Source organism: Saccharothrix luteola, assembly GCF_020859565.1.
Taxonomy (GTDB): Bacteria; Actinomycetota; Actinomycetes; order Mycobacteriales; family Pseudonocardiaceae; genus Actinosynnema; species Actinosynnema luteola.
Genome location: NZ_JAJHUO010000021.1, coordinates 16,520 through 40,094, shown reverse-complemented (window position 1 = coordinate 40,094; position 23,575 = coordinate 16,520). Strand labels below are relative to the sequence as shown.

The 23,575-nt window shown below is 71.1% G+C and carries 25 protein-coding genes; 13 read left to right on the top strand and 12 right to left on the bottom strand.

Annotated elements, in window-relative coordinates; translation table 11 throughout:
- The first annotated feature begins 15 nt into the window (after positions 1 to 15).
- The 4 genes from LNK82_RS27790 to LNK82_RS27775 are packed head-to-tail and all read left to right on the top strand — an operon-like array spanning position 16 to position 3,083.
- Entirely contained in the window at positions 16 to 906 is an 891-nt protein-coding gene (locus LNK82_RS27790; protein WP_230569964.1) for a Rossmann-like and DUF2520 domain-containing protein, read from the top strand.
- The gene (gene panC, locus LNK82_RS27785; protein ID WP_230569963.1) at positions 903 to 1,793 is read left to right on the top strand and encodes a pantoate--beta-alanine ligase; all 891 of its coding nucleotides are present in this window, start codon (positions 903 to 905) and stop codon (positions 1,791 to 1,793) included. Before LNK82_RS27790 ends, panC begins: the two co-directional genes overlap by 4 nt.
- Positions 1,794 to 1,803: 10 nt before the next feature.
- A complete protein-coding gene (gene panD, locus LNK82_RS27780; protein WP_230569962.1) occupies positions 1,804 to 2,286 on the top strand; it encodes an aspartate 1-decarboxylase in 483 nt (160 codons plus the stop codon).
- A gap of 11 nt (positions 2,287 to 2,297) precedes the next feature.
- Entirely contained in the window at positions 2,298 to 3,083 is a 786-nt protein-coding gene (locus tag LNK82_RS27775; protein WP_230569961.1) for a type III pantothenate kinase, read from the top strand.
- A gap of 9 nt (positions 3,084 to 3,092) precedes the next feature.
- Here the strand turns inward: LNK82_RS27775 and LNK82_RS27770 are convergent, their stop codons facing one another.
- The gene (locus tag LNK82_RS27770; protein WP_230569960.1) at positions 3,093 to 3,848 is read right to left on the bottom strand and encodes a class I SAM-dependent methyltransferase; all 756 of its coding nucleotides are present in this window, start codon (positions 3,846 to 3,848) and stop codon (positions 3,093 to 3,095) included.
- 62 nt (positions 3,849 to 3,910) lie between these two features.
- Here LNK82_RS27770 and lysS point away from each other — a divergent pair, with 62 nt between their 5' ends.
- The 5 genes from lysS (at position 3,911) to LNK82_RS27745 (ending at position 8,997) form a co-directional block, all read left to right on the top strand.
- Positions 3,911 to 5,422, top strand: coding sequence for a lysine--tRNA ligase (gene lysS / locus LNK82_RS27765; RefSeq protein ID WP_230569959.1), 1,512 nt, complete (start codon positions 3,911 to 3,913; stop codon positions 5,420 to 5,422).
- Between the two features lie 114 nt (positions 5,423 to 5,536).
- The gene (locus LNK82_RS27760; protein ID WP_053715841.1) at positions 5,537 to 5,884 is read left to right on the top strand and encodes a histone-like nucleoid-structuring protein Lsr2; all 348 of its coding nucleotides are present in this window, start codon (positions 5,537 to 5,539) and stop codon (positions 5,882 to 5,884) included.
- A gap of 259 nt (positions 5,885 to 6,143) precedes the next feature.
- Complete coding sequence (locus LNK82_RS27755) at positions 6,144 to 7,133, top strand: FecCD family ABC transporter permease (RefSeq protein ID WP_230569958.1); 990 nt, start codon at positions 6,144 to 6,146, stop codon at positions 7,131 to 7,133.
- Positions 7,130 to 8,209 (top strand): FecCD family ABC transporter permease, encoded by a 1,080-nt coding sequence (locus tag LNK82_RS27750; protein ID WP_230569957.1) that lies wholly within the window; start codon positions 7,130 to 7,132, stop codon positions 8,207 to 8,209. The genes LNK82_RS27755 and LNK82_RS27750 overlap by 4 nt, the downstream gene beginning before the upstream one ends.
- Complete coding sequence (locus LNK82_RS27745; protein ID WP_230569956.1) at positions 8,206 to 8,997, top strand: ABC transporter ATP-binding protein; 792 nt, start codon at positions 8,206 to 8,208, stop codon at positions 8,995 to 8,997. The genes LNK82_RS27750 and LNK82_RS27745 overlap by 4 nt, the downstream gene beginning before the upstream one ends.
- Positions 8,998 to 9,185: 188 nt before the next feature.
- Here LNK82_RS27745 and LNK82_RS27740 read toward each other — a convergent pair whose 3' ends face one another.
- Complete coding sequence (locus LNK82_RS27740) at positions 9,186 to 9,986, bottom strand: (2Fe-2S)-binding protein (protein ID WP_230569955.1); 801 nt, start codon at positions 9,984 to 9,986, stop codon at positions 9,186 to 9,188.
- Between the two features lie 351 nt (positions 9,987 to 10,337).
- Between LNK82_RS27740 and LNK82_RS27735 the strand changes: the two genes are divergently transcribed.
- Entirely contained in the window at positions 10,338 to 12,896 is a 2,559-nt protein-coding gene (locus tag LNK82_RS27735) for an ATP-dependent Clp protease ATP-binding subunit (RefSeq protein WP_230569954.1), read from the top strand.
- A 72-nt stretch (positions 12,897 to 12,968) separates the two neighbouring features.
- Here LNK82_RS27735 and pcp read toward each other — a convergent pair whose 3' ends face one another.
- Complete coding sequence (gene pcp, locus LNK82_RS27730) at positions 12,969 to 13,601, bottom strand: pyroglutamyl-peptidase I (RefSeq protein WP_230569953.1); 633 nt, start codon at positions 13,599 to 13,601, stop codon at positions 12,969 to 12,971.
- Positions 13,602 to 13,619: 18 nt separating this feature from the next.
- On the opposite strand from pcp, the gene LNK82_RS27725 reads away from it, so the two are divergent.
- Positions 13,620 to 14,591 (top strand): endonuclease/exonuclease/phosphatase family protein, encoded by a 972-nt coding sequence (locus LNK82_RS27725; protein ID WP_308257283.1) that lies wholly within the window; start codon positions 13,620 to 13,622, stop codon positions 14,589 to 14,591.
- Here the strand turns inward: LNK82_RS27725 and LNK82_RS27720 are convergent.
- The 4 genes from LNK82_RS27720 to LNK82_RS27705 are packed head-to-tail and all read right to left on the bottom strand — an operon-like array spanning position 14,563 to position 17,827.
- A complete protein-coding gene (locus LNK82_RS27720; RefSeq protein WP_230569952.1) occupies positions 14,563 to 15,360 on the bottom strand; it encodes an SIR2 family NAD-dependent protein deacylase in 798 nt (265 codons plus the stop codon). The genes LNK82_RS27725 and LNK82_RS27720 overlap by 29 nt on opposite strands.
- Positions 15,361 to 15,385: 25 nt before the next feature.
- On the bottom strand, positions 15,386 to 15,694 hold the full coding sequence (locus tag LNK82_RS27715) for an antibiotic biosynthesis monooxygenase family protein (RefSeq protein ID WP_230569951.1): 309 nt from the start codon (positions 15,692 to 15,694) through the stop codon (positions 15,386 to 15,388).
- 9 nt (positions 15,695 to 15,703) lie between these two features.
- A complete protein-coding gene (locus LNK82_RS27710; RefSeq protein ID WP_230569950.1) occupies positions 15,704 to 16,315 on the bottom strand; it encodes a CGNR zinc finger domain-containing protein in 612 nt (203 codons plus the stop codon).
- Between the two features lie 39 nt (positions 16,316 to 16,354).
- Entirely contained in the window at positions 16,355 to 17,827 is a 1,473-nt protein-coding gene (locus LNK82_RS27705) for a M1 family metallopeptidase (protein ID WP_230569949.1), read from the bottom strand.
- 17 nt (positions 17,828 to 17,844) lie between these two features.
- Between LNK82_RS27705 and LNK82_RS27700 the strand changes: the two genes are divergently transcribed.
- Positions 17,845 to 18,591 carry an alpha/beta fold hydrolase gene (locus tag LNK82_RS27700; RefSeq protein WP_230569948.1) on the top strand — a complete coding sequence of 249 codons (747 nt, stop codon included), beginning with the start codon at positions 17,845 to 17,847 and terminating at the stop codon, positions 18,589 to 18,591.
- On the opposite strand, the gene LNK82_RS27695 is transcribed toward LNK82_RS27700, so the two are convergent.
- The 3 genes from LNK82_RS27695 to LNK82_RS27685 form a co-directional block, all read right to left on the bottom strand.
- The gene (locus LNK82_RS27695; RefSeq protein ID WP_230569947.1) at positions 18,540 to 19,037 is read right to left on the bottom strand and encodes a 2'-5' RNA ligase family protein; all 498 of its coding nucleotides are present in this window, start codon (positions 19,035 to 19,037) and stop codon (positions 18,540 to 18,542) included. The two genes, LNK82_RS27700 and LNK82_RS27695, sit on opposite strands and share 52 nt — an antisense overlap.
- A 3-nt stretch (positions 19,038 to 19,040) precedes the next feature.
- A complete protein-coding gene (locus LNK82_RS27690) occupies positions 19,041 to 19,916 on the bottom strand; it encodes an HhH-GPD family protein (protein WP_230569946.1) in 876 nt (291 codons plus the stop codon).
- 73 nt (positions 19,917 to 19,989) lie between these two features.
- Positions 19,990 to 20,481 (bottom strand): beta-class carbonic anhydrase, encoded by a 492-nt coding sequence (locus LNK82_RS27685; RefSeq protein ID WP_230569945.1) that lies wholly within the window; start codon positions 20,479 to 20,481, stop codon positions 19,990 to 19,992.
- Positions 20,482 to 20,620: 139 nt separating this feature from the next.
- On the opposite strand from LNK82_RS27685, the gene LNK82_RS27680 reads away from it, so the two are divergent.
- Positions 20,621 to 21,262 carry a hypothetical protein gene (locus tag LNK82_RS27680; protein ID WP_230569944.1) on the top strand — a complete coding sequence of 214 codons (642 nt, stop codon included), beginning with the start codon at positions 20,621 to 20,623 and terminating at the stop codon, positions 21,260 to 21,262.
- Positions 21,263 to 21,309: 47 nt separating this feature from the next.
- On the opposite strand, the gene LNK82_RS27675 is transcribed toward LNK82_RS27680, so the two are convergent.
- Positions 21,310 to 21,672: a hypothetical protein gene (locus LNK82_RS27675; RefSeq protein ID WP_230569943.1), complete on the bottom strand. Its 363-nt coding sequence runs from the start codon at positions 21,670 to 21,672 to the stop codon at positions 21,310 to 21,312.
- A gap of 56 nt (positions 21,673 to 21,728) precedes the next feature.
- Positions 21,729 to 23,492, bottom strand: a complete 1,764-nt coding sequence (locus LNK82_RS27670; protein ID WP_230569942.1) for a hypothetical protein — start codon at positions 23,490 to 23,492, stop codon at positions 21,729 to 21,731.
- Between the last annotated feature and the right edge of the window lie 83 nt (positions 23,493 to 23,575).

The following is a 23,575-nucleotide window of genomic DNA, read 5'->3' as shown; positions in this document are numbered from 1 at the left end:
GAAGGAGTACGTCGCATGGACGCGACCCCCCGCCCCGCGCGGTTGGCCGTGGGAGTCATCTCGGCCGGCCGGGTGGGTTCGGTGCTGGGCGCCGCGCTGTCCCGGGCGGGACACGTCGTGAGCGCTGTCTCCGCCGTTTCCCGCGACTCGCTGCGCCGCGCCGAAGAGCTGCTGCCCGACGTCCCCGTGCTGTCGCCGCCCGAGGTGGCCGCCTCCGCCGACCTGGTGCTGCTCGCCGTGCCCGACGACGAGCTGCCCGGCCTGGTCCGCGGCCTCGTCGCCACCGGGTCGCTGCGCGCCGGGCAGATCGTCGTGCACACCAGCGGCGCGCAGGGCGTGGACGTGCTGCGGCCCGCCGCCGGGCTCGGCGCGCTGTGCGTGGCCCTGCACCCCGTGATGACGTTCACCGGCCGGGCCGAGGACGTGCAGCGGATGAACGCCTGCTCGGTCGGCGTCACGGCGGCCGACGACGACGAGGTCGCGTGGCACGTCGGAGAGGCCCTGGTGGTGGAGATGTCCGCTGAACCGGTGCGCGTGCCCGAGGCCGCCCGCCCGCTCTACCACGCCGCCCTCGCGCACGGCGCCAACCACCTGATCACGCTGGTCGCCGACTGCGCGGACCTGCTGCGCGACGCGGGCATCCAGGACGCCGAGCGGATGCTGGGCCCGCTGCTGTCCGCCGCCCTGGACAACGCCCTGCGGCACGGCGACCGCGCCCTCACCGGCCCCGTCGCGCGCGGCGACGCGGGCACCGTGGCCAAGCACCTGGCGGTGCTCGCGGACACCGAGGCGCTCCCCGCGTACCGAATCCTCGCGCTCCGCACCGCGGCCCGCGCCCAGGCCGCCGGGCTGCTCAAGCCCGAACTCGCGTCCGACGTCCGCACCACCCTCGAGGGACAAGCATGACCAAGCCGCTCACCAAGGACGACTACACGCCGAACGACGTGACGGTGCACCGCGACCCGGATCGGCTGCGCCGCGTCACGAAGGCGTTGAAAGCGGCCGGCCGCAACATCGCCCTGGTGCCGACCATGGGCGCGCTGCACGCGGGTCACCGCAAGCTGATCCGCGAAGCGCAGGTCATGCAGAACACCGTGGTCGTCGTCTCGATCTTCGTGAACCCGACCCAGTTCGGCCCGAACGAGGACTTCGACCGCTACCCGCGCAGCTTCGACTCCGATGTGGACATCTGTCGCGAGGAGCGCGTGGGCCTGGTGTTCGCCCCGTCCGTGGACGACATGTACCTGCCGGGCAGCACGGTCACGGTGAACCCCGGCCCGCTCGGCGACGAGCTGGAGGGCCGGACCCGCCCCGGCCACTTCGCCGGCGTGCTGTCCGTGGTCGCCAAGCTGTTCAACATCGTGCAGCCGACCTACGCGGTGTTCGGCGAGAAGGACTACCAGCAGCTCACGCTGATTCACCGGATGGCGCGCGACCTGAACTTCGGCCTGGACGTGGTCGGCGTGCCGACCGTGCGCGAGCCCGACGGCCTGGCGCTGTCCTCCCGCAACCGCTACCTGTCCGACGAGGAGCGCACCGCCGCGACCGCGTTGTCCGCCGCCCTGGTGGCCGGCGCGTACGTCAGCGGCCAGGGCGCGGACGCCGTGCTCAAGGCCGCGCGCGACACGCTCGCCGCGGCGCCCGGCGTCGACCTCGACTACCTGGAGCTGCGCGCGCCCGACCTCGGCCCGGCGCCGGAGAACGGCGACGCCCGCCTGCTGGTGGCCGCCCGCGTCGGCTCCACCCGACTGATCGACAACGCCGCCGTGCTGCTCGGCACCGGTGACGAGTAAGGGGACCGCCATGTTCCGCACCATGCTCAAGTCGAAGATCCACCGGGCCACCGTCACGCAGGCCGACCTGCACTACGTCGGCTCGGTCACGGTGGACGAGGACCTGATGGAGGCCGCCGACCTGCTGGCCGGCGAGCAGGTCGCGATCGTGGACGTCACCAACGGCGCGCGCCTGGAGACCTACGTCATCCCCGGCGAGCGCGGCACCGGCGTGATCGGCATCAACGGCGCGGCGGCGCACCTCGTCAAGCCGGGCGACCTGGTGATCCTCATCGCCTACGGGCAGATGGACGACGCCGAGGCGCGGGTGTACGAACCCAAGGTGGTCTTCGTCGACGCCGACAACAAGGTCGTCGAGCTCGGCGCGGACCCGGCGCACGCGCCGGAGGGCTCGGGCCTGGTGAACGGGTCCGCGACCGCGCTGCCGGAGCCGGTGGCGGCGGAGACCGAGGACGCGGCGGCGCTGGACGCGTTGATCCAGGCCGAGGACTAGGGGGAAGCGCTGTGCTGCTCGCCATCGACGTCGGCAACACCAACATCGTGCTCGGCCTGTACGACGGCGCGGGCGAGTCCGCCGCGCTGATCCGCGACTGGCGGATGCGCACCGACGCCCGGATGACCGCCGACGAGCTGGCGCTGACGATGCGCGGCCTGCTCGGCGAGTACGCGGACAAGATCACCGGCATCTCGGCGCTGTCCACCGTGCCCGCGGTGCTGCGCGAGCTGCGCGTGATGCTCGGCCGGTACTACGCGGGCGTGCCGAAGGTCCTGGTGGAGCCGGGCGTGCGGACCGGCGTGCCGCTGCTGGTGGACAACCCCAAGGAGGTCGGCTCCGACCGGGTGATCAACACGCTGGCCGCGCACCACCTGCACAGCACGGCGTGCGTGGTGGTCGACTTCGGCACGTCCACGAACCTGGACGTGATCTCCGCGAAGGGCGAGTTCCTCGGCGGCGCGCTGGCGCCGGGCATCGAGATCTCCGTCGACGCGCTGGCGGCCCGCGCCGCGCAGCTGCGCAAGGTCGAGCTGGTGCGGCCGCGGTCGGTGATCGGCAAGAACACCGTGGAGTGCCTGCAGTCCGGCATCGTCTACGGGTTCGTCGGCCAGGTGGACGGCCTGGTGCGCCGGATCGTGGACGAGCTCCAGCAGAGCGAGCCCGGCCCCGTCGCGGTCATCGCGACCGGCGGCCTGGCGCCCCTGGTCGTGTCGGAGTCGGCCACGATCCAGTCGCACGTGCCGGACCTGACCCTGCTGGGCCTGCGCCTGGTGTTCGAGCGGAACAGGGCCTGACGACCGCCGTCAGACTCTCCGCGTGCGCGTCACGTAGACGACCAGGGGGAGGTCGAACTCGCCCTCGGCGGTTTCGGGGCGGGACTTGAGGAACGCGAGCATCCGCGCGTTCAGCTCGGCCCGCTCCTCCTCGGGGATCACCAGGGCGTGCGAGTGGGTGTTCACCATCGCCACCAGGGACTCGGCGGTGCGCGGGTGCACGTGCGGGAAGACCCGCCGCACCGCGTCGGTGAACAGCTCGTGCTTCGTCATCGGGTCGAAGGCCAGCTCGTCCTGCGCGCTGACGCTGGACTGCGCGGTCCGGACGAACTCCGCCATCCACGGCGCCGAGTCGTCGTAGTCGTTCCACATCGCCGCCAGCACGCCGCCCGACCGCAGCACGCGGGCGATCTCGGGCATCGCCCGCGCCGGGTCGAACCAGTGGAACGCCTGGCCGACCACGACGGCGTCGACCGTGCCGTCCGGCACGGGGATCCGCTCCGCGCTGCCGGGCAACGCGCGCGCCGCGCCGTGGTGCCGCACCAGCTCCGACAGCATCGCCTCGTCCGGCTCCACCGCCGTCACGTGGTGCCCCTCGGCGAGCAGCCCGCCGGTCAGCTTGCCCGTGCCCGCACCGAGGTCGAGCACCTGGTGCGGACCCTCGCCCAGCGGCTCCAGCACCCACCGGATGGCCTCGGCGGGGTAGTCCGGTCGGTGTTGCGCGTACGCCGAGGCGTGGGCTCCGAAGGAGTTCGCCCGCCTGGCCCGCAAGTCATCTCCCGTCACCCGCAAGAGCCTAGTGAGATCCGGTTCGATTTCCCGAGTGGTCTTTCCGTACCCTTCGTCTTGTGAGTGAGCAGCCAGCGACCGGTTCCGCGACCAGCGACGACGATCTTCCCGAGCAGCTGAGGGTGCGCCGGGAGAAGCGGGCGCGACTGCTGGAACGCGGTGTCGACCCGTATCCGGTCGAAGTACCGCGCACGCACACGTTGCGCGAGGTGCGCGAAGCGCATCAGGGACTGGAACCGGACACCGCGACCGGTGATGTGGTCGGTGTGACCGGCCGGGTCATGTTCATCCGCAACACCGGCAAGTTGTGCTTCGCCACGCTGCGCGAGGGCGACGGCACCGAACTCCAGGCGATGCTGAGCCTGAACGGCGTCGGCGAGCAGTCGCTCGGCGAATGGAAGTCCGAGGTCGACTTGGGCGACCACGTATTCGTGCACGGCGAGGTCATCACGTCCCGCCGCGGCGAACTGTCGGTGATGGCCGACCGGTGGTCCATGGCGGCGAAGGCGTTGCGCCCGTTGCCGGTCGCGCACAAGGAACTCGCCGAGGAAACCCGCATTCGGCAGCGGTACGTGGATCTGATCCTGCGCGAGCAGGCCCGGAACACGGTGCGCAACCGGGCCACCGTGGTGCGCTCGTTGCGGGAGTCGTTCCACCGGCGCGGTTTCATCGAAGTCGAGACCCCGATGTTGCAGACGTTGCAGGGCGGCGCGAGCGCCCGGCCGTTCGTGACCCGGTCGAACGCGCTCGACATCGACCTGTTCCTGCGGATCGCGCCCGAGCTGTACCTCAAGCGGTGCGTGGTGGGCGGTATCGAGAAGGTCTTCGAGATCAACCGCAACTTCCGCAACGAGGGCATGGACTCGTCGCATTCGCCCGAGTTCTCCATGCTGGAGTACTACGAGGCGTACGCCACCTACGACACCAACGCGGTGCTGACCCGGGAGCTGATCCAGGAAGCCGCGATGGCGATCGCCGGTTCGCACGTGGTGACGCTCGTCGACGGCACCGAGTACGACCTCGGCGGCGAGTGGACCACGTTGAGCATGTACGACTCGTTGTCCGAAGCGGCGGGCGAGGAAGTCACGCCCGAAACTTCTTCGGAGCGGTTGCTGGAGCTGGCGGACAAGCACGGCTTGGACGCGGACCCGAAGCTCGGGCACGGGAAGCTGGTCGAGGAGCTGTGGGAGCACCTCGTCGGAGACACCCTGCACGCGCCCACGTTTGTGCGTGATTTCCCCCTGGAGACCTCGCCGCTCACCCGTCAGCACCGCACCCGGCCGGGTGTGGCCGAAAAGTGGGACCTGTACGTGCGCGGTTTCGAGTTGGCCACGGGATACTCGGAACTGGTGGACCCGGTGGTCGAGCGGGAGCGGTTGGAAGCCCAGGCCCGCCTGGGGGCGACCGGTGACACCGAGGCGATGCCGGTCGACGAAGACTTTCTGCGATCACTGGAGTACGGAATGCCACCGAGCGGTGGTGTGGGAATGGGCATCGACCGGCTGCTGATGGCGCTCACCGGTCTCGGTATCCGGGAGACGATCCTGTTCCCCCTCGTGCGCCCGGAATGAGTAACTTCTCGGACTCCAGGCGGCGCATTCCTCCAGTTGTGCGCTAACCTGCACTCGCCAATGCTTTAGGTCGCGGTCGGGGAACACCGCGCATTCGAGTCCAGGAGGATACGCATGGCGCAGAAGGTCACCGTGACCCTGGTCGATGACCTGGACGGTGGGAAGGCGGAGGAGACGGTCGGCTTCGGATTGGACGGCGTGTCCTACGAGATCGACCTTTCCGCGAGCAATGCGGGCAGGCTCCGCGACGCTCTCGCCGACTTCGTCGCCAGTGCCCGCAAGGCGGGCGGTCGCAAGCGCGGCCCGGGTCGTCCGGCCGGTGTGAAGGCAGCTCGTCCGGCTTCGGCGGATCGCGAGCAGAACCAGGCCATTCGGGAGTGGGCGCGCAAGCAGGGGATGAAGGTCTCCGATCGCGGGCGCATCCCGGCCGAGGTGCTGGAGGCTTACCACCAGCAGGGCTGACGCGAGTTGTGCACGTGGCGCAGGCCACGGCAATTACGTCAATCGACGAAGGGGCGCCGGAATCCTCCGGCGCCCCTCGGTTGTTTTTCGGGACTCGCGATCGCCGGTTGTGAAGATCCATTATGCGTTCGTCGTCGCGCACTCAGGTGATCGACTGCTCGACCGTTCGGCGGCACGGAGCGTGCTCGGCGGTGATCGGACCGTGTTCGGTTAGGCTTACCTCACCGAAGGTCGGGTCGCCGTGGGAGGAGCAAGCGCCGTGGCCCTCCGCCCCACCCGCCTGGCCCTGCTCGTCGGACTCCTGGCCCTGGTCGCGCTCGCCAGCGTCGCCATCGGCGCGAAGGACATCCCGATCGCGGACGTCTGGCACGCGTTGACCTCGCCGACGGGCCTCGAGAACGACATCGTCGTCCGCGAACTGCGGGTGCCGCGCACGTTGCTCGGCATCGCGGTCGGTGTCGCGCTGGGCGTCGGCGGCGCGCTGATGCAGGGCCACACCCGCAACCCGCTGGCCGACCCGGGCATCCTCGGCGTCACGCAGGGCGCGGCGTTCGCGGTCGTGCTGTCGATCTTCACGCTCGGCGTGACCAGCCTCTACGGGTACGTGTGGTTCGCGTTCGGCGGCGCGCTCGTGGCCAGCGTCGTGGTGTTCCTGCTGGGGTCGGGGCGCACCGGGCCGACGCCGGTGACGTTGGCGTTGGCCGGCGCGGCGGTGAGCGCGCTCATGCACGGGCTGGTGTCCGCGATCGTGCTGCTGGACCGGCAGAGCCTCGACGCGTTCCGGTTCTGGCAGGTCGGCGGCATCGCCGGGCGGGACCTCGTCGTGCTGTGGCAGGTGCTGCCGTTCCTGGTGCTCGGGCTCGTGCTGGCGGCGGCCAACGCGCCCGGGCTGAACGCGCTGGCGCTCGGTGACGACGTGGCCAGGTCGCTGGGGCAGCGGGTGGCGGCGACCAGGGTCGTCGGCGTGGTCGCGACGACGTTGCTGGTGGGCGGCGCGGTGGCGGTGTGCGGGCCGATCGGGTTCCTCGGGCTCGTCGTGCCGCACGCGGCGCGGGCGCTGACCGGGCCGGACCACCGGTGGCTGCTGCCGTTCGCCGGGGTGATCGGCGCGATCGTGCTGCTGGTCGCGGACGTCGTCGGACGGGTCGTGACGAGGCCGGGCGAGTTGGAGGTCGGCGTCGTGATGGCGCTGGTCGGCGCGCCGTTCTTCATCGCCCTGGTGCGGCGGCGGAAGCTGGTGAAGCTGTGAGGGGCGTTGTCGACAAGGTGACCTTGACCAGGGGTTTCCGGGTCGGGCCCGTGTCGGGGCCGCTGCGCTGGCGGCCGTTCGCCGTGGTGGCCGCGGGGCTGGCGCTGGTGGTGCTCGCGGGTGCGGTGAGCGTCGCCCGCGGCGACTTCCCGATCCCGTTGGGGCAGGTGTTCGACGTGCTGCTGGGCGGCGGTCAGCGCGGGCAGCGGTTCATCGTGCTCGACCTGCGGCTGCCGCGAGCGTTGACCGGGGTGTTCGTCGGCGCGGCGCTCGGCGTGGCGGGCGCGGTGTTCCAGTCGATCGCGCGCAACCCGTTGGCGAGCCCGGACATCCTCGGCGTGACGTGGGGCGCTGGGGCCGGCGCGGTCACCGTGATCACGTTCGCCGGGTCGATGGGCGCGGTCGGCGGGACGGTGGCGGCGGTCGGCGTGCCGCTGGCGGCGCTGGGCGGTGGGCTGCTGGCGGGGCTGCTGGTCTACGGGCTGGCGTGGCGGCGGGGGATCGAGGGGTTCCGGCTGGTGCTCGTCGGCATCGGCGTCTCGGCGGTGACCGGCAACTTCACCCACTACCTGCTGACCGTCGGCGACGTGACCGACGCGGCGCGGGTGATGGTGTGGATCACCGGCAGCCTGAACGGGCGCGGGTGGGAGCACGTCGTGCCGGTCGGGCTGGCGCTGGCGGTGCTGATCCCGGCGGCCCTGGTCGGCTCGCGGCTGCTGGGCGCGCTGCAGTTCGACGACGACACCGTGCGCGGGCTCGGCGTGCGGCTCAACGGGGCCCGCAGCGTGATGCTGCTGATCGCGGTCGTGCTGGCCGCCGTGGCCACGGCTTCGGCCGGACCGGTGGCGTTCGTGGCGCTGGCGTCGCCGCAGATCGCGCTGCGGGTGGCCGGGACCGCCACGCCGCCGCTGCTCGGGTCGGCCGTGGTCGGCGGGCTGCTGGTGGTCGTGTCGGACCTGGTCGCGCGGCTCGCGTTCGGCGGGTTCGAGCTGCCGGTCGGCGTGGTGACGGCGGTGCTCGGCGCCCCTTACCTGATGTACCTGCTCGTCCGCAGTCGCCGGGAGGCACGGGTATGACCGCTGTTCGGCTGCAGGCGCAGTCGCTGTCCGTGGGGTACGGGGAGCGGCTGGTGGTGTCCGGGCTGGATCTGGACGTGCTGTCCGGTTCGGTGACGGCGGTGATCGGGCCCAACGGGTGCGGCAAGTCGACGTTGCTGCGCGCTCTGGGGCGGCTGCTGCCCGCGCGTGCGGGCGCGGTGGTGCTGGACGGCAAGCGGATCGACCGGACGCCCACCCGTGAGGTGGCGAAGGTGCTGGCGATGCTGCCGCAGTCGCCGCAAGCGCCCGAGGGGCTGACCGTGGCCGAGCTGGTGGCGCGCGGGCGGCACCCGCACCAGGCGTGGTACCGGCAGTGGTCGCCGGAGGACGAGGCGGCGGTGGCCTCGGCCCTGGAGATGACGGGGATGGCGGAGCTGGCCGACCGGACCGTGGACGAGCTGTCCGGCGGGCAGCGGCAGCGGGCGTGGATCTCGATGGCGTTGGCGCAGGGCACGGACCTGCTGCTGCTGGACGAGCCGACGACCTACCTGGACCTGGCGCACCAGATCGACGTGCTGGACCTCGTGCGCCGGCTGCACCGGGACTTCGGCCGGACCGTGGTGATGGTCCTGCACGACCTGAACCTGGCCGCCCGTTACGCGGACCGCCTGGTCGCGATGAAGGCCGGCCGGATCGTCGTGTCCGGCGCCCCGTCCGACGTGCTGACCGAACCGAACCTGCTGGACGTCTTCGGCCTGACCGCCCGCGTCGTCCCCGACCCGGTCTCCCACACCCCGCTGGTCATCCCCATCAGCCACCACCACTGACCCGCGTGTCGAACCTTCAGGTCCCGCGTGTCGAACGCTCAGGACCCCCGAATTCAACGTTCAGGACACGCGAGCCGACCTGAGTGTTGAACTCGGGGGTCCTGAAGGTTCGACACGCGGGCGCTGAAGGTTCGACACGCGCGACCTGGAGGTTCGACACGCGGGCGCTGGAGGTTCGACACGCCGGGTCAGCAGACGCGGGGGCAGGTGGCGCAGGCGTCGGCGTTCGGCAGCACGAAGTGGAAGCAGCAGCTCTCGCGGCGGCGGGTCCAGCCCGTGTCCGTCGCCTTCAGGGTCGACGCCGAGGTGAACGGGTCGAGCTTGGCCGGCAGCAGCAGCGCCGAGTCCATCACGCCCGCCGTCTCGTCGCCGCACACCTGGCCCGCCGTCCACGCCGCGCTGTCCAGCGCGTCCGTAGCCGCCGCCCACAGCATCCGCCGCCCCAGCCGCACGGTCGGCCCGAACGCGCCCACGAACTGCGCGCTGTGCGCCGCGAACCGGGCCCTCAGCAACGCCGCCAACGCCGTCTCGTCGGCCACCACCGTCGCCGCCGGGTGGTCGGCCTCCGGGTCGTCCGGCAGGCACGCGAACTCGTCGTTCAGCAACGCCACCCCGACCACGTGCGGCCGGCCACCGGCCGCCACCTTGATCGCCACGTCGGCCGGCCGCAGCGACGGCACCCGCCGCGCGGTGTGGAACAGCAGCCCGCCCAGCACGCCGACGACGTTGAGGTACCAGCTCATGACGTAACCGGCCGTGGTGCGCTCGGGCGCCTCGCCGTGCTGCTCCCGCAGCCACTCCGCCAGCGCCTTGCGCCACGCGTCGAACCGCTGCGGCTCGCCGGTGAACTCCGAGCACAGGACCCAGTCGCCACGCTCGGCCGGCAGGCCGAACCGCACCTCGAAACCCTCGTACAGCGACACCTGCCCGAGCGACCGCGCGACGGGGGTCGTCACGTCGCACACCGTCGTCCGCGCCGGTACGGTCATGTCCAGAAGGTCCTCGTCGGTTGGAGATGCTCGCTTGGGTTGAGGCTTGCCTAACCTTACCGAGGTTCCCCTAACTTGCACCGCCTCGGTGACCCCGGTCACCCCCGGTGTCGCCGAACGGCTGAATGTTCGCGCTCAGCGGACAACGTCCGTTCCGTGGAATCCCGCTGGCAGATCACGCGTTGATACCGATGTCAGAGATCCCCGAAGACGGCTGCCTGCGATCGGGAACTGAGAGTGTCGGGGCTGACGACTACAGTGGTCCCACGGTGCCGCGCTCTCCAACGGTCAGCCAGACGGTCGGCCAGGGGTGAGCCCGAGGACCGCCGGCGCAGCAGTCAGGGAGTGCGAATGTTCGAAAGGTTCACCGACCGCGCGAGGCGGGTGGTTGTCCTGGCCCAAGAAGAGGCCCGGATGCTCAACCACAACTACATCGGCACCGAGCACATCCTCCTGGGGTTGATCCACGAGGGTGAAGGTGTCGCCGCCAAGGCGCTGGAGTCGTTGGGGATCGCGCTGGAGGGCGTCCGCCAGCAGGTCGAAGAGATCATCGGCCAGGGTCAGCAGGCCCCATCCGGCCACATCCCCTTCACCCCGCGCGCCAAGAAGGTGCTCGAGCTGTCACTGCGCGAAGCGCTGCAGCTCGGACACAACTACATCGGCACGGAGCACATCCTGCTCGGCCTGATCCGCGAGGGCGAGGGCGTCGCCGCGCAGGTGCTGGTCAAGCTCGGCGCGGACCTCAACCGGGTGCGCCAGCAGGTCCTGCAGCTCCTGTCCGGCTACTCCGGCGGCAAGGAGCCGGCCGAGTCCGGCGGCCGCGGTGAGGGCACCCCGTCCTCGTCCCTGGTCCTCGACCAGTTCGGGCGCAACCTGACCGCCAGCGCGCGGGAGGGCAAGCTCGACCCGGTGATCGGGCGCACCAAGGAGATCGAGCGGGTCATGCAGGTGCTGTCCCGCCGCACCAAGAACAACCCGGTCCTGATCGGCGAGCCCGGCGTGGGCAAGACCGCCGTCGTCGAGGGCTTGGCCCAGATGGTGGTCAAGGGCGAGGTGCCCGAGACGCTGAAGGACAAGCAGCTCTACACGCTGGACCTGGGTTCGCTGGTCGCGGGCTCGCGCTACCGCGGTGACTTCGAAGAGCGCCTGAAGAAGGTGCTCAAGGAGATCCGCACGCGCGGCGACATCATCCTGTTCATCGACGAGATCCACACCCTGGTGGGCGCCGGCGCCGCCGAGGGCGCGATCGACGCCGCGTCGATCCTCAAGCCCATGCTGGCCCGGGGCGAGCTCCAGACCATCGGCGCGACCACCCTCGACGAGTACCGCAAGTACGTCGAGAAGGACCCCGCCCTGGAGCGCCGGTTCCAGCCGATCCAGGTCGGCGAGCCGTCGCTGGAGCACACGATCGAGATCCTCAAGGGTCTGCGGGACCGGTACGAGGCGCACCACCGCGTCTCGATCACCGACTCCGCGCTGGTCGCCGCCGCCACGCTGGCCGACCGGTACATCAACGACCGGTTCCTGCCGGACAAGGCGATCGACCTCATCGACGAGGCGGGCGCGCGGATGCGCATCCGCCGGATGACCGCGCCGCCGGACCTGCGCGAGTTCGACGAGAAGATCGCCGACGTGCGCCGGGACAAGGAGTCCGCGATTGACGCGCAGGACTTCGAGCGCGCCGCGAAGCTCCGCGACCAGGAGAAGACGCTGCTGGGCCAGAAGGCCGAGCGGGAGAAGCAGTGGAAGGACGGCGACCTCGACGTCGTCGCCGAGGTGGACGACGAGCAGATCGCCGAGGTGCTGGCGAACTGGACCGGCATCCCCGTGTTCAAGCTCACCGAGGAGGAGACCACGCGTCTGCTCCGCATGGAAGACGAGCTGCACAAGCGGATCATCGGCCAGGTCGACGCCGTCAAGGCGGTCAGCCAGGCGATCCGCCGCACGCGGGCGGGTCTGAAGGACCCGAAGCGCCCGTCGGGCTCGTTCATCTTCGCCGGCCCGTCCGGTGTCGGCAAGACCGAGCTGTCGAAGGCGCTGGCGAACTTCCTGTTCGGCGAGGACGACGCCCTGATCCAGATCGACATGGGCGAGTTCCACGACCGCTACACGGCGTCGCGCCTGTTCGGCGCCCCTCCCGGCTACGTCGGCTACGAAGAGGGCGGCCAGCTCACCGAGAAGGTGCGCCGCAAGCCGTTCTCCGTGGTGCTGTTCGACGAGATCGAGAAGGCGCACCAGGAGGTCTACAACACGCTGCTCCAGGTGTTGGAGGACGGCCGCCTGACCGACGGTCAGGGCCGGACGGTGGACTTCAAGAACACCGTCATCATCTTCACGTCCAACCTGGGCACGTCGGACATCAGCAAGGCCGTCGGCTTGGGCTTCACCTCGGGTCAGGACACCGCGTCCAACTACGAGCGCATGAAGAACAAGGTCAACGACGAGCTGAAGAAGCACTTCCGGCCCGAGTTCCTCAACCGCATCGACGACATCATCGTCTTCCACCAGCTCACGCAGGACGAGATCATCAAGATGGTGGACCTGATGATCGCCCGTGTCGAGACGCAGTTGAAGAACAAGGACATGGCGATCGAGCTCACCGATCGCGCGAAGATGCTGCTGGCCAAGCGCGGGTTCGACCCCGTGCTGGGCGCCCGGCCGCTGCGTCGCACGATCCAGCGCGAGATCGAGGACCAGCTGTCGGAGAAGATCCTGTTCGGGGAGATCCAGCCCGGCCAGATCATCATCACCGACGTCGAGGGCTGGGACGGCGAGTCCGAGGCCGACGACAAGGCGCACTTCACCTTCCGCGGCGAGACCAAGCCGCTGCAGGTGCCGGACGCCCCGCCGGTCGACCTGGCCGCCTCCGGTGGCGACTCGGGCGGCGACTCGGACTCCGAGTCCGCCTGATGTGACGATCGACCGAAACGCCCCCCGGGTCCGCCCGGGGGGCGTTTCGCGTTCCGGCCGGTGGGCGCCGGGTCAGTGCAGGGTGCCGGCGGTGACGCGCAGGTCGGTGGACGTGGTCAGCGACGTGCGGACGATCAGCTCCAGCGCCCGCGCCGTCGTGGCGACGGGCAGGTTGGGGTGACCGCCCGCCTCGGCCTGCTCGGGCGAGAACGGCACGTGCACGAACCCGCCGCGCACGTCCGGGTGCTCGGTCGCGATCAGGTGCATGAGGCCGTAGAACACGTGGTTGCACACGAACGTGCCCGCCGAGTGCGACACCGACGCCGGGATGCCCTCGGCCTCCAACGCCGCCACGCACGCCTTCACCGGCAGCCCGGTGAAGTACGCCGCCGGCCCGCCGGGCGCCACCGGCTCGTCGATGGGCCGCGCGCCCGCGTTGTCCGGGATCCGGGCGTCGTCCAGGTTCACCGCGACGCGCTCCGGCGTGATCCCGGCCCGTCCACCCGCCTGCCCGACGCACACGACGAGGTCGTAGCGGCGGGCGGCGAGGACGTCGCGCAGCACGGCGATCGACTCGCCGAACACGCACGGCAGGCGCAACTTCACCAGGCGGTAACCGTCCGGTCGCACCACGTCGACCGCGTCCCACGACGGGTTGGTGCGCTCCCCGCCGAACGGCTCGAACCCCGTCAGCAACACGTCCACTCGGGCAGACTAGATCGCGTGGTCGACATCGAGGAACGCCGCACCAGGCGCAAGGGGACGACGTTCCTGCTGGTGGTGGCGGCCATCGCGTTCCTGCTCGCGGCGTTCACCCGGCTGCTCGGCATCGACGGCACCCGGCACATGCTCGCCACGACCGCCCTCACGCCCTACTTCACGGCGGCGGGCGTGGCGCTGGGCGCGCTGGCGCTGCTGCTGCGGCGCTGGGCGGTCGGCACGGTGACGTTGCTGGTCGCGGTGGTGCTGGTGGCGGCGGTCGCGCCGCGGGCGTTCCCCGACTCACGGCCGGTCGGCGTCGGCCAGGAGGTCACCGTGATGGCGGCGAACCTGCTGGTCGGGATGGCCGACGCGGAGGTGGTGGTGGCGGCGGTGAAGGCGCACGACGTCGACGTGCTCACGTTGCAGGAGCTGACCCCGGAGATGGTGCGCGACCTCGAGCGCGCGGGCCTGGCCGAGGTGCTGCCGTACCGGCACTTCCTGGACGAGCCGGGCGGCTCCGGCTCCGGCGTCGCGTCGCGCTACCCGGTGTTCCCGCGCACGCTCACGCCGCCCAGCACGTTGCGCCAGGCGGGCGCGCTGGTCGACGTGCCCGGCGAGGACCTGGAGGTGCTGTCCGTGCACCCGCTGCCGCCGGTGGTCGACGCCGGGCCGGAGAACTGGCAGCGGGACATGGCGGGCCTGCCGGAACGGGAGCTGGACGGGCCGGTGCGCGTACTCGCGGGCGACTTCAACGCCACCCTGGACCACGTGGGCCTGCGCCGGCTGCTCAACACCGGCTACGTCGACGCGGCCGACCAGGTGGGCGCGGGCCTGGACCCGACCTGGCCGTCCGGCGCGCTGTGGCCGCCGCCGGTGGCCATCGACCACGTGCTGGTCGACGAGCGGTGCCCGGTGGAGGAGTTCACGGTGGTCGACATCCCCGGCTCGGACCACCGGGCCGTGGTCACCCGATTCGTCGTGCCAGCTCGGTGATCGCCGCCAACGCGCCCATCGGCAACGACACGCCGCGCCCGTGCCGCACCTCCGGCTCGCGCGGGTTGATCCTGATCAGCGCGCCCGACGCGGCACTGGCCAGCTCCGCCTGACGCCGCACGGTCGGCACCGCGACACCCGCCCCGAGTTCGAGCACGGCGAGGTTCCGGTGCGCGCGCCGCCACTGCGCCAGGGCGTCCAACGCCTTCTGCGACGGCCCGCCGACCCACGACCAGTCGCCGAACATGAGGATGTTCGGCCGCGCGAGCCCACCGCAGTTGCGGCACGACGGCAGCGGCCCGGTCGCGCGCATCGACCCGGGGTCCACGTCCACCACGACGTCGTCGGCGGGCCACACGTCGTCCGTGCACGGCTCCACGCACTGCAGGTGGTGGATCGACCCGTGCACCTCGGCCACGTCGGCGAACCCGGCGCGCTGGAACTGGCCGTCCACGTTCGACGTGAACACCCGCGCGCCCCACTCCCGCAGCACGCGGAACCCGTCGTGCGGCACCGTGCGCCGGTACAGGTCGAGCCGGTGCCCGTAGAAGCCCCACGCGAGCGTCGGGTCCTCCGCGAAGTGCACCGGGTCGGCGAGTTCCTCGAACCGCAGCCCGAGCCGCTCGTAGGGCGGGTACGCCTGCCAGAAGCCGGTCGCGCCGCGGAAGTCGGGCAGGCCGGAGTCGACGCCGATCCCCGCGCCCGCGCACACCAGCACCGCGTCGGCGGAGGAGATCAGCTCCGCCGCGCGGTCGAGCGCCTCGTTCACCGCTGGGATGACACTTCCGGGGGGATCACTTCTTCGCTTCGGAGCTGAGCACGACCTCGAACTCCAGCAGGTCCGACCCGGTGCCGACCGGCTTGGCGCGCTCGCCCGAGTGCGCCTCCTTGGCCCGGCCGCCCATCCAGTTCTGGAAGTCCTCCTCGGTCTCCCACTGCGTGACCACGAAGTACCGGTCGTCGCCCTTGACCGGCCGCAGGAGCTGGAAGCCGAGGAAGCCGGGCTCGGAGTCCACCGCGCCCAGTCGCGCGGCGAACCGCTTCTCCAGCTCCGGGCCCGAGCCGTCGGGCACGTGGATCGCATTGATCTTCACAACCGCCATGCCCCGACGTTACTGCGCCGCGGCCGGTTCCGTCTCGTGGCGGGCCCGGTGCGCGCGGACCTTGTGCCTGTTGCCGCACCGCTCCATCGAGCACCAGCGGCGGTTGCCCGCCCGGGAGGCGTCCACGAACAGCAGGCCGCAGTCGGCCGCCGAGCACGCGCGCACACCGCCGTGCGCGACGAGCTCGACCGCGTCACGGGCCGCCGCGCCGAGCACCTGCGTGCCGGTGATCGGCCGGGCCCAGGTGAGCGCGCGCGTGCGCGGGTCGACGACGGGCCGCGGCGTCTCGGCGGTGGCCGCGTTCAAGACCTCCAGGCCCTCCGCCGGCAGGTCGGCGCCCCGGACCATCGCCCGCGCGACGCCCCAGAACGCGTCGCGCAGCCGCTTCACCGCGACCAGTTCGGCTTCGGTGACGCGCACGTCGGCCGCCGTGAACGGCGCGGTCGCGGCGAGGCGCGAGTCGACCAGCCACGCGGCCAGGTCGTCCGGCCGGTGCAGCGCCTCGAACACCCGCAGCTCGCCCGGGCCGCCGCTGACCAGCAGTTCCATCGCGAAGCTGCCGGGGTCGAAGCGGAAGCTCTGCCCGTCCGGGCGCGTCAGCGTCCTCGTCCACGTCGCCATGTAACCACTGTAGCCAGTTTCACGAGCCGGTCAGGGGAGTCACCTGCGCAGCGGACCCGGGTACAGGAACTCGTCGGCGGGCGCCTCGTCGCCGCGGAACCACGCGGTGAAGAACGCGTCCAGGTCCTGCCCCGACACCTGCTCCACGTGCGCCTCGAACTCCGGCCACGACGCGTTGCCGTCCCGGTTCGCCGCCGTCCAGTCCTTGACCACGCGGTCGAACGCCGGGTCGCCGATCTGGCGGCGCAACGCGTGCAGGGCGAGCTGCCCCTTGTCGTAGACGCCGCGGAACTCGTTGCCTCGACCCATGTCGTAGAGCTTGCGGCCCCAGTACGTCTCGCGGTCGGCGACCCGCTCGACCTCGGCGAGGTAGCGGTCGTCCAGGTCGACGCCCTGCTTGGCCTCCGCCCACAGCCACTGGGCGTAGGAGGCGAAGCACTCGTTCAGGCAGATGTCGGCCCAGTTCTCCAGGCTCACCGAGTCGCCGAACCACTGGTGCGCCTGCTCGTGCACGACGGTGTCGAGGTCGGCCCAGCCCGCGTAGATGGGCCGGGTCTGGGTCTCCAGCGAGAAGCCGATGTCGTCGGCCAGGAAGATCCCGCCCGCCGAGGAGAACGGGTAGGGCCCGAACTTCTCCGACAGGAACGCGAGCACCTCGGGCAGCCGCTCCTGGTGCCGCCTGCCGGCCTCCGCGCCCGGCGCGTAGGCGTCCACCACGGGCGTGCCGTCGGGCAGCGTCGACCGCTCGACGGTCCACCGGTCGATCGCGATCGTGGTCAGGTAGGTGGCCATGGGCTGCTCGGCGACCCAGCGGAACGACGTCCAGCCGTCGGCGGTGGTGGAGCCGCCCTCGACGCCGTTGGAGATCACCGACCAGCCCTCCGGCACGCGTGCGGTCAGCGCGAACGACGCCTTGTCGCGCGGTGTGTCGTTGGCGGGGAACCAGGTGGTCGCCGAGTGCGGCTCACCCGCCGCGAACGCCCCACCGGACGAGGAGGTCTGCCAACCGCTGCGGCCCAGCGCGCGGTCTTCGAACACGGTCGGCTCGCCGCCGTACCGGACGGTGGTCGTGAACTCCTCGCCGTTCGCCAGGGGCGCTCCGGGCGTGACGACCAGCTCGTGGTCGCCCTCCTGGCGGTAGTCGGCCGCCTGGTCGCGCACGTCGACGCCGGAGACCTTCAGCGCGTACAGGTCGAGGTTGAACCGGGACAGGTCGGCGGTCGCCCTGGCGGTGATCTTCGCGACCCCGTCCAGCCGCTTGGTCGCCGGGTCGTAGGTGACCGACACGTCGTACGCGCGGACGTCGTAGCCGGTGTTGCCGTCCTGCGGGTAGTACGCGTCGCCCGCGCCGTCGCCGCCCTCCGCGTTCACCACGGGAGGGGTGGTCGCGGGCGGCGTCGTCGGCGTCGCGGTCGGCTGGTCCCTCGGCAGCCTGGCCACCACGATCCCGGCCACCACCAGCACCACGATGACGACGATCAGGTACGGGCGCGCCTTGGGACTGATGGCCATGCCGACATGATGCACGCATGAGCGTTGCGGAGTTCGGGGGATCGGGGCAGGGCATCCTGCTGCTCCACGGCCTGATGAGCCGGGCGAGCACGTGGTGGACCGTGGCGCAGTGGCTCAAGCCGTACGGGCGCGTGGTCGCCCCGGACGCGCGGGGGCACGGCCGCAACCCGGTGCGGGGGCCGTACCGGACGGAGGACTTCGTCGCCGACGCGGCCGAGGTGATCGAGCGGCACGACCTCGCGCCCGCCGTGGTGATCGGGCACTCGATGGGCGGGCTGCACGCGTGGGCGCTCGCCGCGACCCGGCCCGACCTGGTGCGCGCGGTCGTGGCCGAGGACGTGGTGCCGGACAACCGAGGCCGCACGGTGGAGGAGTGGAAGTGGTACTTCGACTCGTGGCCGCCGGCGTTCGAGTCCCTGGCGCACGTGCGGACGGTCGTGGACGTGCCGCGGGTGGAGGAGATGTTCGAGGAGCGCGAGGACGGCTGGCACCTCATCGCGCACCTGCCCGACCTGTACGAGATCGCCGCCGAGTGGGGCGAGCGGGCGTACTGGGATCACGTGGACGCGATCCGGTGCCCGATGCTCGTCGTCGAGGCGGGTCGCGGCGGGCTGCGCGCCGGGCAGATGGCCGAGGTGGCGCGGCGGACCGGGGCCACGCACCTGGTGGTGCCGGAGTCCGGGCACGTCGTGCACGACGAGGCGCCGGAGGTCTACCGGGGCGCGGTGGAGGCGTTCCTGAGCGGGTCGATCGACCCCGTCTGAGTGTCCACGATCGCCATCTCGCGGGTCTTGGCGCGGATCGGCGTGATCGGGTGCAGCTCGGCGAACGCGGCCTTCACGTCGGCGTCCTCGCCGTCGACCAGCGTGCAGTGCGGCACCCAGTTGCCCGGCAGGTGCTCGGCGTCGGGGTGCTTCACGCGGCCCGCGAGGACGTCGTGCACGGCCGAGTGCACGGCCAGCAGCTCGGCGTCGACGACCGCGCCGAGCTGGAGGGTGTTCCCCGTGGCGCTGAGGGTGTGCAGCCAGACGTCGGGCAGCCACAGCCGGGACAGGTCCTCGCGCAGCTCGGCGCGCACCTTCGGCCCGATCGTGCCCGCCGCCGCGTAGGTCAGGTGCGGCGGCAGCCCGGACCTCGCGCCGATCCGCCGCCACAGCGACCGCACGGCCTCGTCGGCCTCGGCGTCGAAGAACACCACGAGCGCGTGCACGGGTCAGTGCTCCCCGGGCAGCGCGAACAGGCCCTCGTGCGTCTGCTCGACCAGGCCGTCGACGAGCAGCGAGTGCAGGCACCGGTCCCGCTGGCCCGCGTCCGACCAGACCACGTCGAGCCGGGTCTTCGCCACGGGTTCGCTGGTGCCGCGCAGCACGTCCAGCAGCAGGCCGCGCACCTGCCGGTCGGTGCCCGCGAACTTCTGCACGACCTTGGCCGGGCCGTCGTACGCGGGGCGGCCGTTGAGCTGCCACGCGCACGCGTCGAACACGGGGCAGTCGGCGCACTTGGGCGCGCGTGCCGTGCAGACGAGCGCGCCCAGCTCCATCAGGGCGGCGGAGTAGACGGCGGCGCGCGCCTCCTCTTCGGGGAGGAGGGCTTCGACGTCCTTCATGTCCTTGGTGGTGGACGGCGGACCGGCGTCGCCCGCGCCGTGCACGGCCCGTGCCACGACGCGGCGGACGTTCGTGTCGACCACCGGGCACCGCTGCCCGTAGGCGAACGCCGCGACGGCCCGCGCCGTGTACGCGCCGATGCCCGGCAGGGCGAGGAGGGTGTCCACGTCGCTCGGGACGACGTCGTCGTGCTGCTCGGCGATGGCCTGCGCGGCGGCGTGCAGCCGGAGGGCGCGGCGCGGGTAGCCCAGCTTGCCCCAGGCGCGCACCACCTCGCCCTGGCTCGCCGCGGCCATCGCCGACGGCGTCGGCCAGCGGGCCAGCCACTCGTGCCAGATGGGTTCGACCCGCGCGACCGGGGTCTGCTGCAGCATGATCTCGCTGACCAGCACGCCCCACGCCGTGCACTCCGGCCGTCGCCAGGGCAGGTCGCGGGCGGTGTCGGCGAACCAGTCGAGGAGGAGCTCGGCGTCCAGGCTCATAGCGCCGCACAGTCTTCCACGACCGGTTCGCCGCCCACTTCCGGTTCGGGCGACTCCGGCCGGACGACTTCGGTCAGACGACTTCGGTCAGCTCGCCGGTGTGCACGTCGTAGACGAAGCCGCGCACCTGGTCGCGGTGCAGCAGGTAAGGGCTGTTGCGGACCCGGTTCATCGAGCCGCGCACGCTGTCCTTCACCTCGCGGAACGCCTCCACCGACCACGGCGGGCGCATCCCCGAGGCCTCCTCCAGCTCGTCCTTGAACTCGTCCTCGGTGACCAGTTGCAGGCCGCAGTTCGTGTGGTGCACCAGCAGCACCTCGCGGGTGCCGAGCTTGCGCTGGCTCAGCGCCAGGGAGCGGATCATGTCGTCGGTCACCACACCGCCCGCGTTGCGCAGCACGTGCGCCTCACCCTGCTTGAGGCCGAAGATCTCGAACACCCGGATGCGGGAGTCCATGCAGGTCAGGATCGTCACTTGCATCGAGGGCTTCGGCGAGGAACGGTCGCCGGGGACCACGTTGCCCAGTTCGGCGTTGCGGTGGAGCAGCTCGTCGATCGCGGTCATCGCACACCTCCGTTGTTCCCTGGGATTGGAACCTGCCTCCCGGATGGCGGGCAAGTGAATCGGGCGAACCTCACGTTCACCTCATCGGGGGACCGATGCTTCCCCGGCAATTCCACGCGACCCGGCTACCTTCGACCGCGTGACCGAGCACACAGGCCCGCACCCGCGGTCGGTGTACTGGCGGCGGCGCGCGCTCGCGGTCGCCGGGGCGGTGGTGGCGCTGGTGCTCGCGGTCTGGCTGGTCGGCGTCCTGATCGGGCGAGGCGAGCAGGCGCCGGTGGCCGCCCAGCCGTCGTCCCGCCCGCCGGAGCCGCCCGCGACGCCGGTGGTCACCTCGTCGTCCTCGACGACGCCTCCGCCTCCGCCTCCCACGTTGCCGCCGGGGCCGCCACCGCCGTGCGACGACGCGCAGGTGGCCGTGGTGGCCGAGGTGGACAACCCCTCGGCTCCCGCCGGGCGCCCCGTGGAGTTCACCATCGCCATCTCCAACACCGGCCCGCTGCCGTGCGCGAAGGAGATCGGGCGGCAGGTGCGCGAGCTCGTCGTGACGAGCGTGGACGGCGCGACGCGGCTGTGGTCGAGCAACGACTGCTTCGCCACCCAGGGGTCCGAGGTGCGCGTGATGCGGCCGGGTGAGCGGTTCGCCTACGGCCTGCGGTGGACGGGCGGCACGTCGGAACCGGGCTGCCGCAAGCACTCCAGGCTGGGTGCGGGCGACTACCTGCTCACGGCGGTCGTGGCGGGCAAGGCGAGCAACCCGGTGATCTTCCGCGTGACGTGAGGCCTATCGCCGCCGGCCGAGTAGTGGGCCGATCCGATGACGACGGTTCAGGTGGACGGGCGGTTGGCGCGATCTTCGTCCTGTATGCGGCGCAACTGTCGCCGGTACTCCTCCAGCAACGCCGCCTCGCCGGCCTCGCCGGTGGCCTCGGGCTGATTGTTGATCGCCACGGTCGCGGCGAACGCCGCTCGGGCGACGGGCCGCCGGAGCAACCTTTCCACATCGATGTTCTGAATCCACTCGTTGCCCGCGGCGGTGGCCCGTCCTTCACCCGTGTACACCGACCACTTCGATTCGGAATCGGAGTGCGCGGCTCGCGAGGAAAGCCTTTCGAGCAGACGCAGGAGCTTGCCGAGCAAACCCGCGCCGAGATCGTGTCCCGACCCGTCGCGTAACCCGTCGCCCGGCATGGTCGGAGTATGGGGTAACTGTGAGCCCGGGTCAATGCGCTGGTCGCTGGTCAAACTCATCGGTGACCGTCCCATCCGGTGTTCTCGCCCGTCTCGCGCGAGGCGAGCCAGTAGTAGCTGTACGTCCTTGTCACCCAGACGAATGAAGAAACCGTGAAGTTCAGCAAGGCCAAGGATGCGAGCACCTGCCACCAGGTGCTGTCGATCAGCATCAGCTCGAACGCTGACTTCATGGTCATCTCGTCCGCCGTCTGCGCCATGTACAGACCGCTCGCCAGTAGCGAGACGATGATCGTCGTCAGGGACGACGCGCGTGACGCCAAGGTGCCGCCGAGCAGTTGGCCGGCGCCTTTGTCGAATCCCACGAACGCCGCGGCCAGCGCGGGGAACGCGAGGACGAGCGCCGGGAAGTCGCTGTCGAACGTCTTGTTCGCGGCCGAGATCACCGCGCCCGCGATGTAGATCAACGCGAAGCTCGCGAGCGCCGCCATCATCGTCGGGGCCATGGATCCGGGCGGGGTCTCGTAGAAGCGCATCCGCACTCGGAGGTTGTCGGCGAGGTCGGCCGGGATGGACCGCAGGTACAGGTGCAGGTACCCCTGGCCGAGGCGCTTGCGGAAGCGCTTGTAGGGATCGGAGGGCTTGCGCGCCTCGTTGCGCGAGCTGAACCGGCCGTTTCCGTTGATCAGCTCCTGTTCGCCCAGGTGCATGCCGTCCGGGGCGAACACGTTGAGGTGGTAGGAGCGGGCGAGCGCGGCGTTGTTCAGCTGGATCTCGAGGCTGATGGGCCGGGTGCCCAGCAGCATTCGGGCGCGATCGCGGAGGTATCGCGCGAACTGCCTGACCGGGGCGCGGACGAGTTGCGGGATGATGTACCGCTGGTACGTCACGATGGCCCGGCCGCCTTGGAACACGTCGTGCGGCAGCACCACGACGATGGCGTAGTTGCCGGCCATCTTCGTGATCAGGCCCACGGTCAGCCTGAGCAGTTCCACTTCGTCATCGGCTTGCCCGGGCTGGTCGTCCTTCAGCCTCGTCGCGATCCGCTCGATCTCGGAGACGCACTCCGCGAGATCCCTCGCCTGGGCGGATTCGATCCGGCCGCGCCTGGCGATGTGGCCGAACGCCTTGGCGGTGATGGTGTCCAGCCGATCGCAGTCGGCCTGGCTCACCTTGAGCTTCGGCGCCGCGACCAGCGCGCGGAGCATGCTCGCCATGAGGACGAGGTACTCGTGGTAGGTCAACGTGGCGGCCGTGTCGTCCCCGTTGATCCGCAGCACGAGGTGGTCCTGCAGCGACCCCTTCTGAGGGGTCATCAGCGGGTAGATGACGTCGACGTCGGCGTCGGCGGACTTCACCGTCGTGGAGACGGACTGGTGGAGGACCCGGCGGATCGGCCGGATCTCCTCGATGATCCGGCCGCGGGTCGCTTTCGGGTTGATCAGCGAGTCGACGAACATCGGCAGCTGCGCTTCGGAGAGGGAAGTGCTGAACTCGCTCTTCTCATCCCGGAATCGGTCGTAGTCGGCGTCCACGACCTGCATGTCGGACTTGAACCGCTTGCGCGTGGGCAGGAATTGGAAGATGAACACGTGGCACGCGGTGGAGGAGATGAGCGTGAAGAATGAGAAACCGAGGTAGACGTACCAGTGCGATTCCGCGTACTGCCATGACCCGCTGGCGGTCACGACAACCGAGGAAAAGGACAGGACCATGGTCACGGCGAACGCGAAGCGGAGAGCTCCGCGTTCGTGCAGGCGCTTCTTCTCGGCCGGGTCGAGCACCTCTTCGGCGGTGCCCGTCCCGGTCGCGACGCTCATCGCCCGCACCTGCCGTGCGCGTCACGGTGATCGCGACTCATGCTGCCTCCCGGCCCGCCACCATTGTCCTTGCGGTCGCTCCG

What these genes read in the sequence shown, in the direction of transcription:
- LNK82_RS27740 (WP_230569955.1), bottom strand. Translation starts at nt 9,986, where the DNA reads ATGACCGTACCGGCGCGGACGACGGTGTGCGACGTGACGACCCCCGTC.
- LNK82_RS27735 (WP_230569954.1), top strand. Translation starts at nt 10,338, where the DNA reads ATGTTCGAAAGGTTCACCGACCGCGCGAGGCGGGTGGTTGTCCTGGCC.
- LNK82_RS27700 (WP_230569948.1), top strand. Translation starts at nt 17,845, where the DNA reads ATGAGCGTTGCGGAGTTCGGGGGATCGGGGCAGGGCATCCTGCTGCTC.
- panD (WP_230569962.1), top strand. Translation starts at nt 1,804, where the DNA reads ATGTTCCGCACCATGCTCAAGTCGAAGATCCACCGGGCCACCGTCACG.
- LNK82_RS27760 (WP_053715841.1), top strand. Translation starts at nt 5,537, where the DNA reads ATGGCGCAGAAGGTCACCGTGACCCTGGTCGATGACCTGGACGGTGGG.
- panC (WP_230569963.1), top strand. Translation starts at nt 903, where the DNA reads ATGACCAAGCCGCTCACCAAGGACGACTACACGCCGAACGACGTGACG.
- LNK82_RS27745 (WP_230569956.1), top strand. Translation starts at nt 8,206, where the DNA reads ATGACCGCTGTTCGGCTGCAGGCGCAGTCGCTGTCCGTGGGGTACGGG.
- LNK82_RS27690 (WP_230569946.1), bottom strand. Translation starts at nt 19,916, where the DNA reads ATGAGCCTGGACGCCGAGCTCCTCCTCGACTGGTTCGCCGACACCGCC.
- LNK82_RS27675 (WP_230569943.1), bottom strand. Translation starts at nt 21,672, where the DNA reads ATGCCGGGCGACGGGTTACGCGACGGGTCGGGACACGATCTCGGCGCG.
- LNK82_RS27790 (WP_230569964.1), top strand. Translation starts at nt 16, where the DNA reads ATGGACGCGACCCCCCGCCCCGCGCGGTTGGCCGTGGGAGTCATCTCG.
- LNK82_RS27705 (WP_230569949.1), bottom strand. Translation starts at nt 17,827, where the DNA reads ATGGCCATCAGTCCCAAGGCGCGCCCGTACCTGATCGTCGTCATCGTG.
- LNK82_RS27715 (WP_230569951.1), bottom strand. Translation starts at nt 15,694, where the DNA reads ATGGCGGTTGTGAAGATCAATGCGATCCACGTGCCCGACGGCTCGGGC.
- LNK82_RS27670 (WP_230569942.1), bottom strand. Translation starts at nt 23,492, where the DNA reads ATGAGCGTCGCGACCGGGACGGGCACCGCCGAAGAGGTGCTCGACCCG.
- LNK82_RS27710 (WP_230569950.1), bottom strand. Translation starts at nt 16,315, where the DNA reads ATGGCGACGTGGACGAGGACGCTGACGCGCCCGGACGGGCAGAGCTTC.
- LNK82_RS27685 (WP_230569945.1), bottom strand. Translation starts at nt 20,481, where the DNA reads ATGACCGCGATCGACGAGCTGCTCCACCGCAACGCCGAACTGGGCAAC.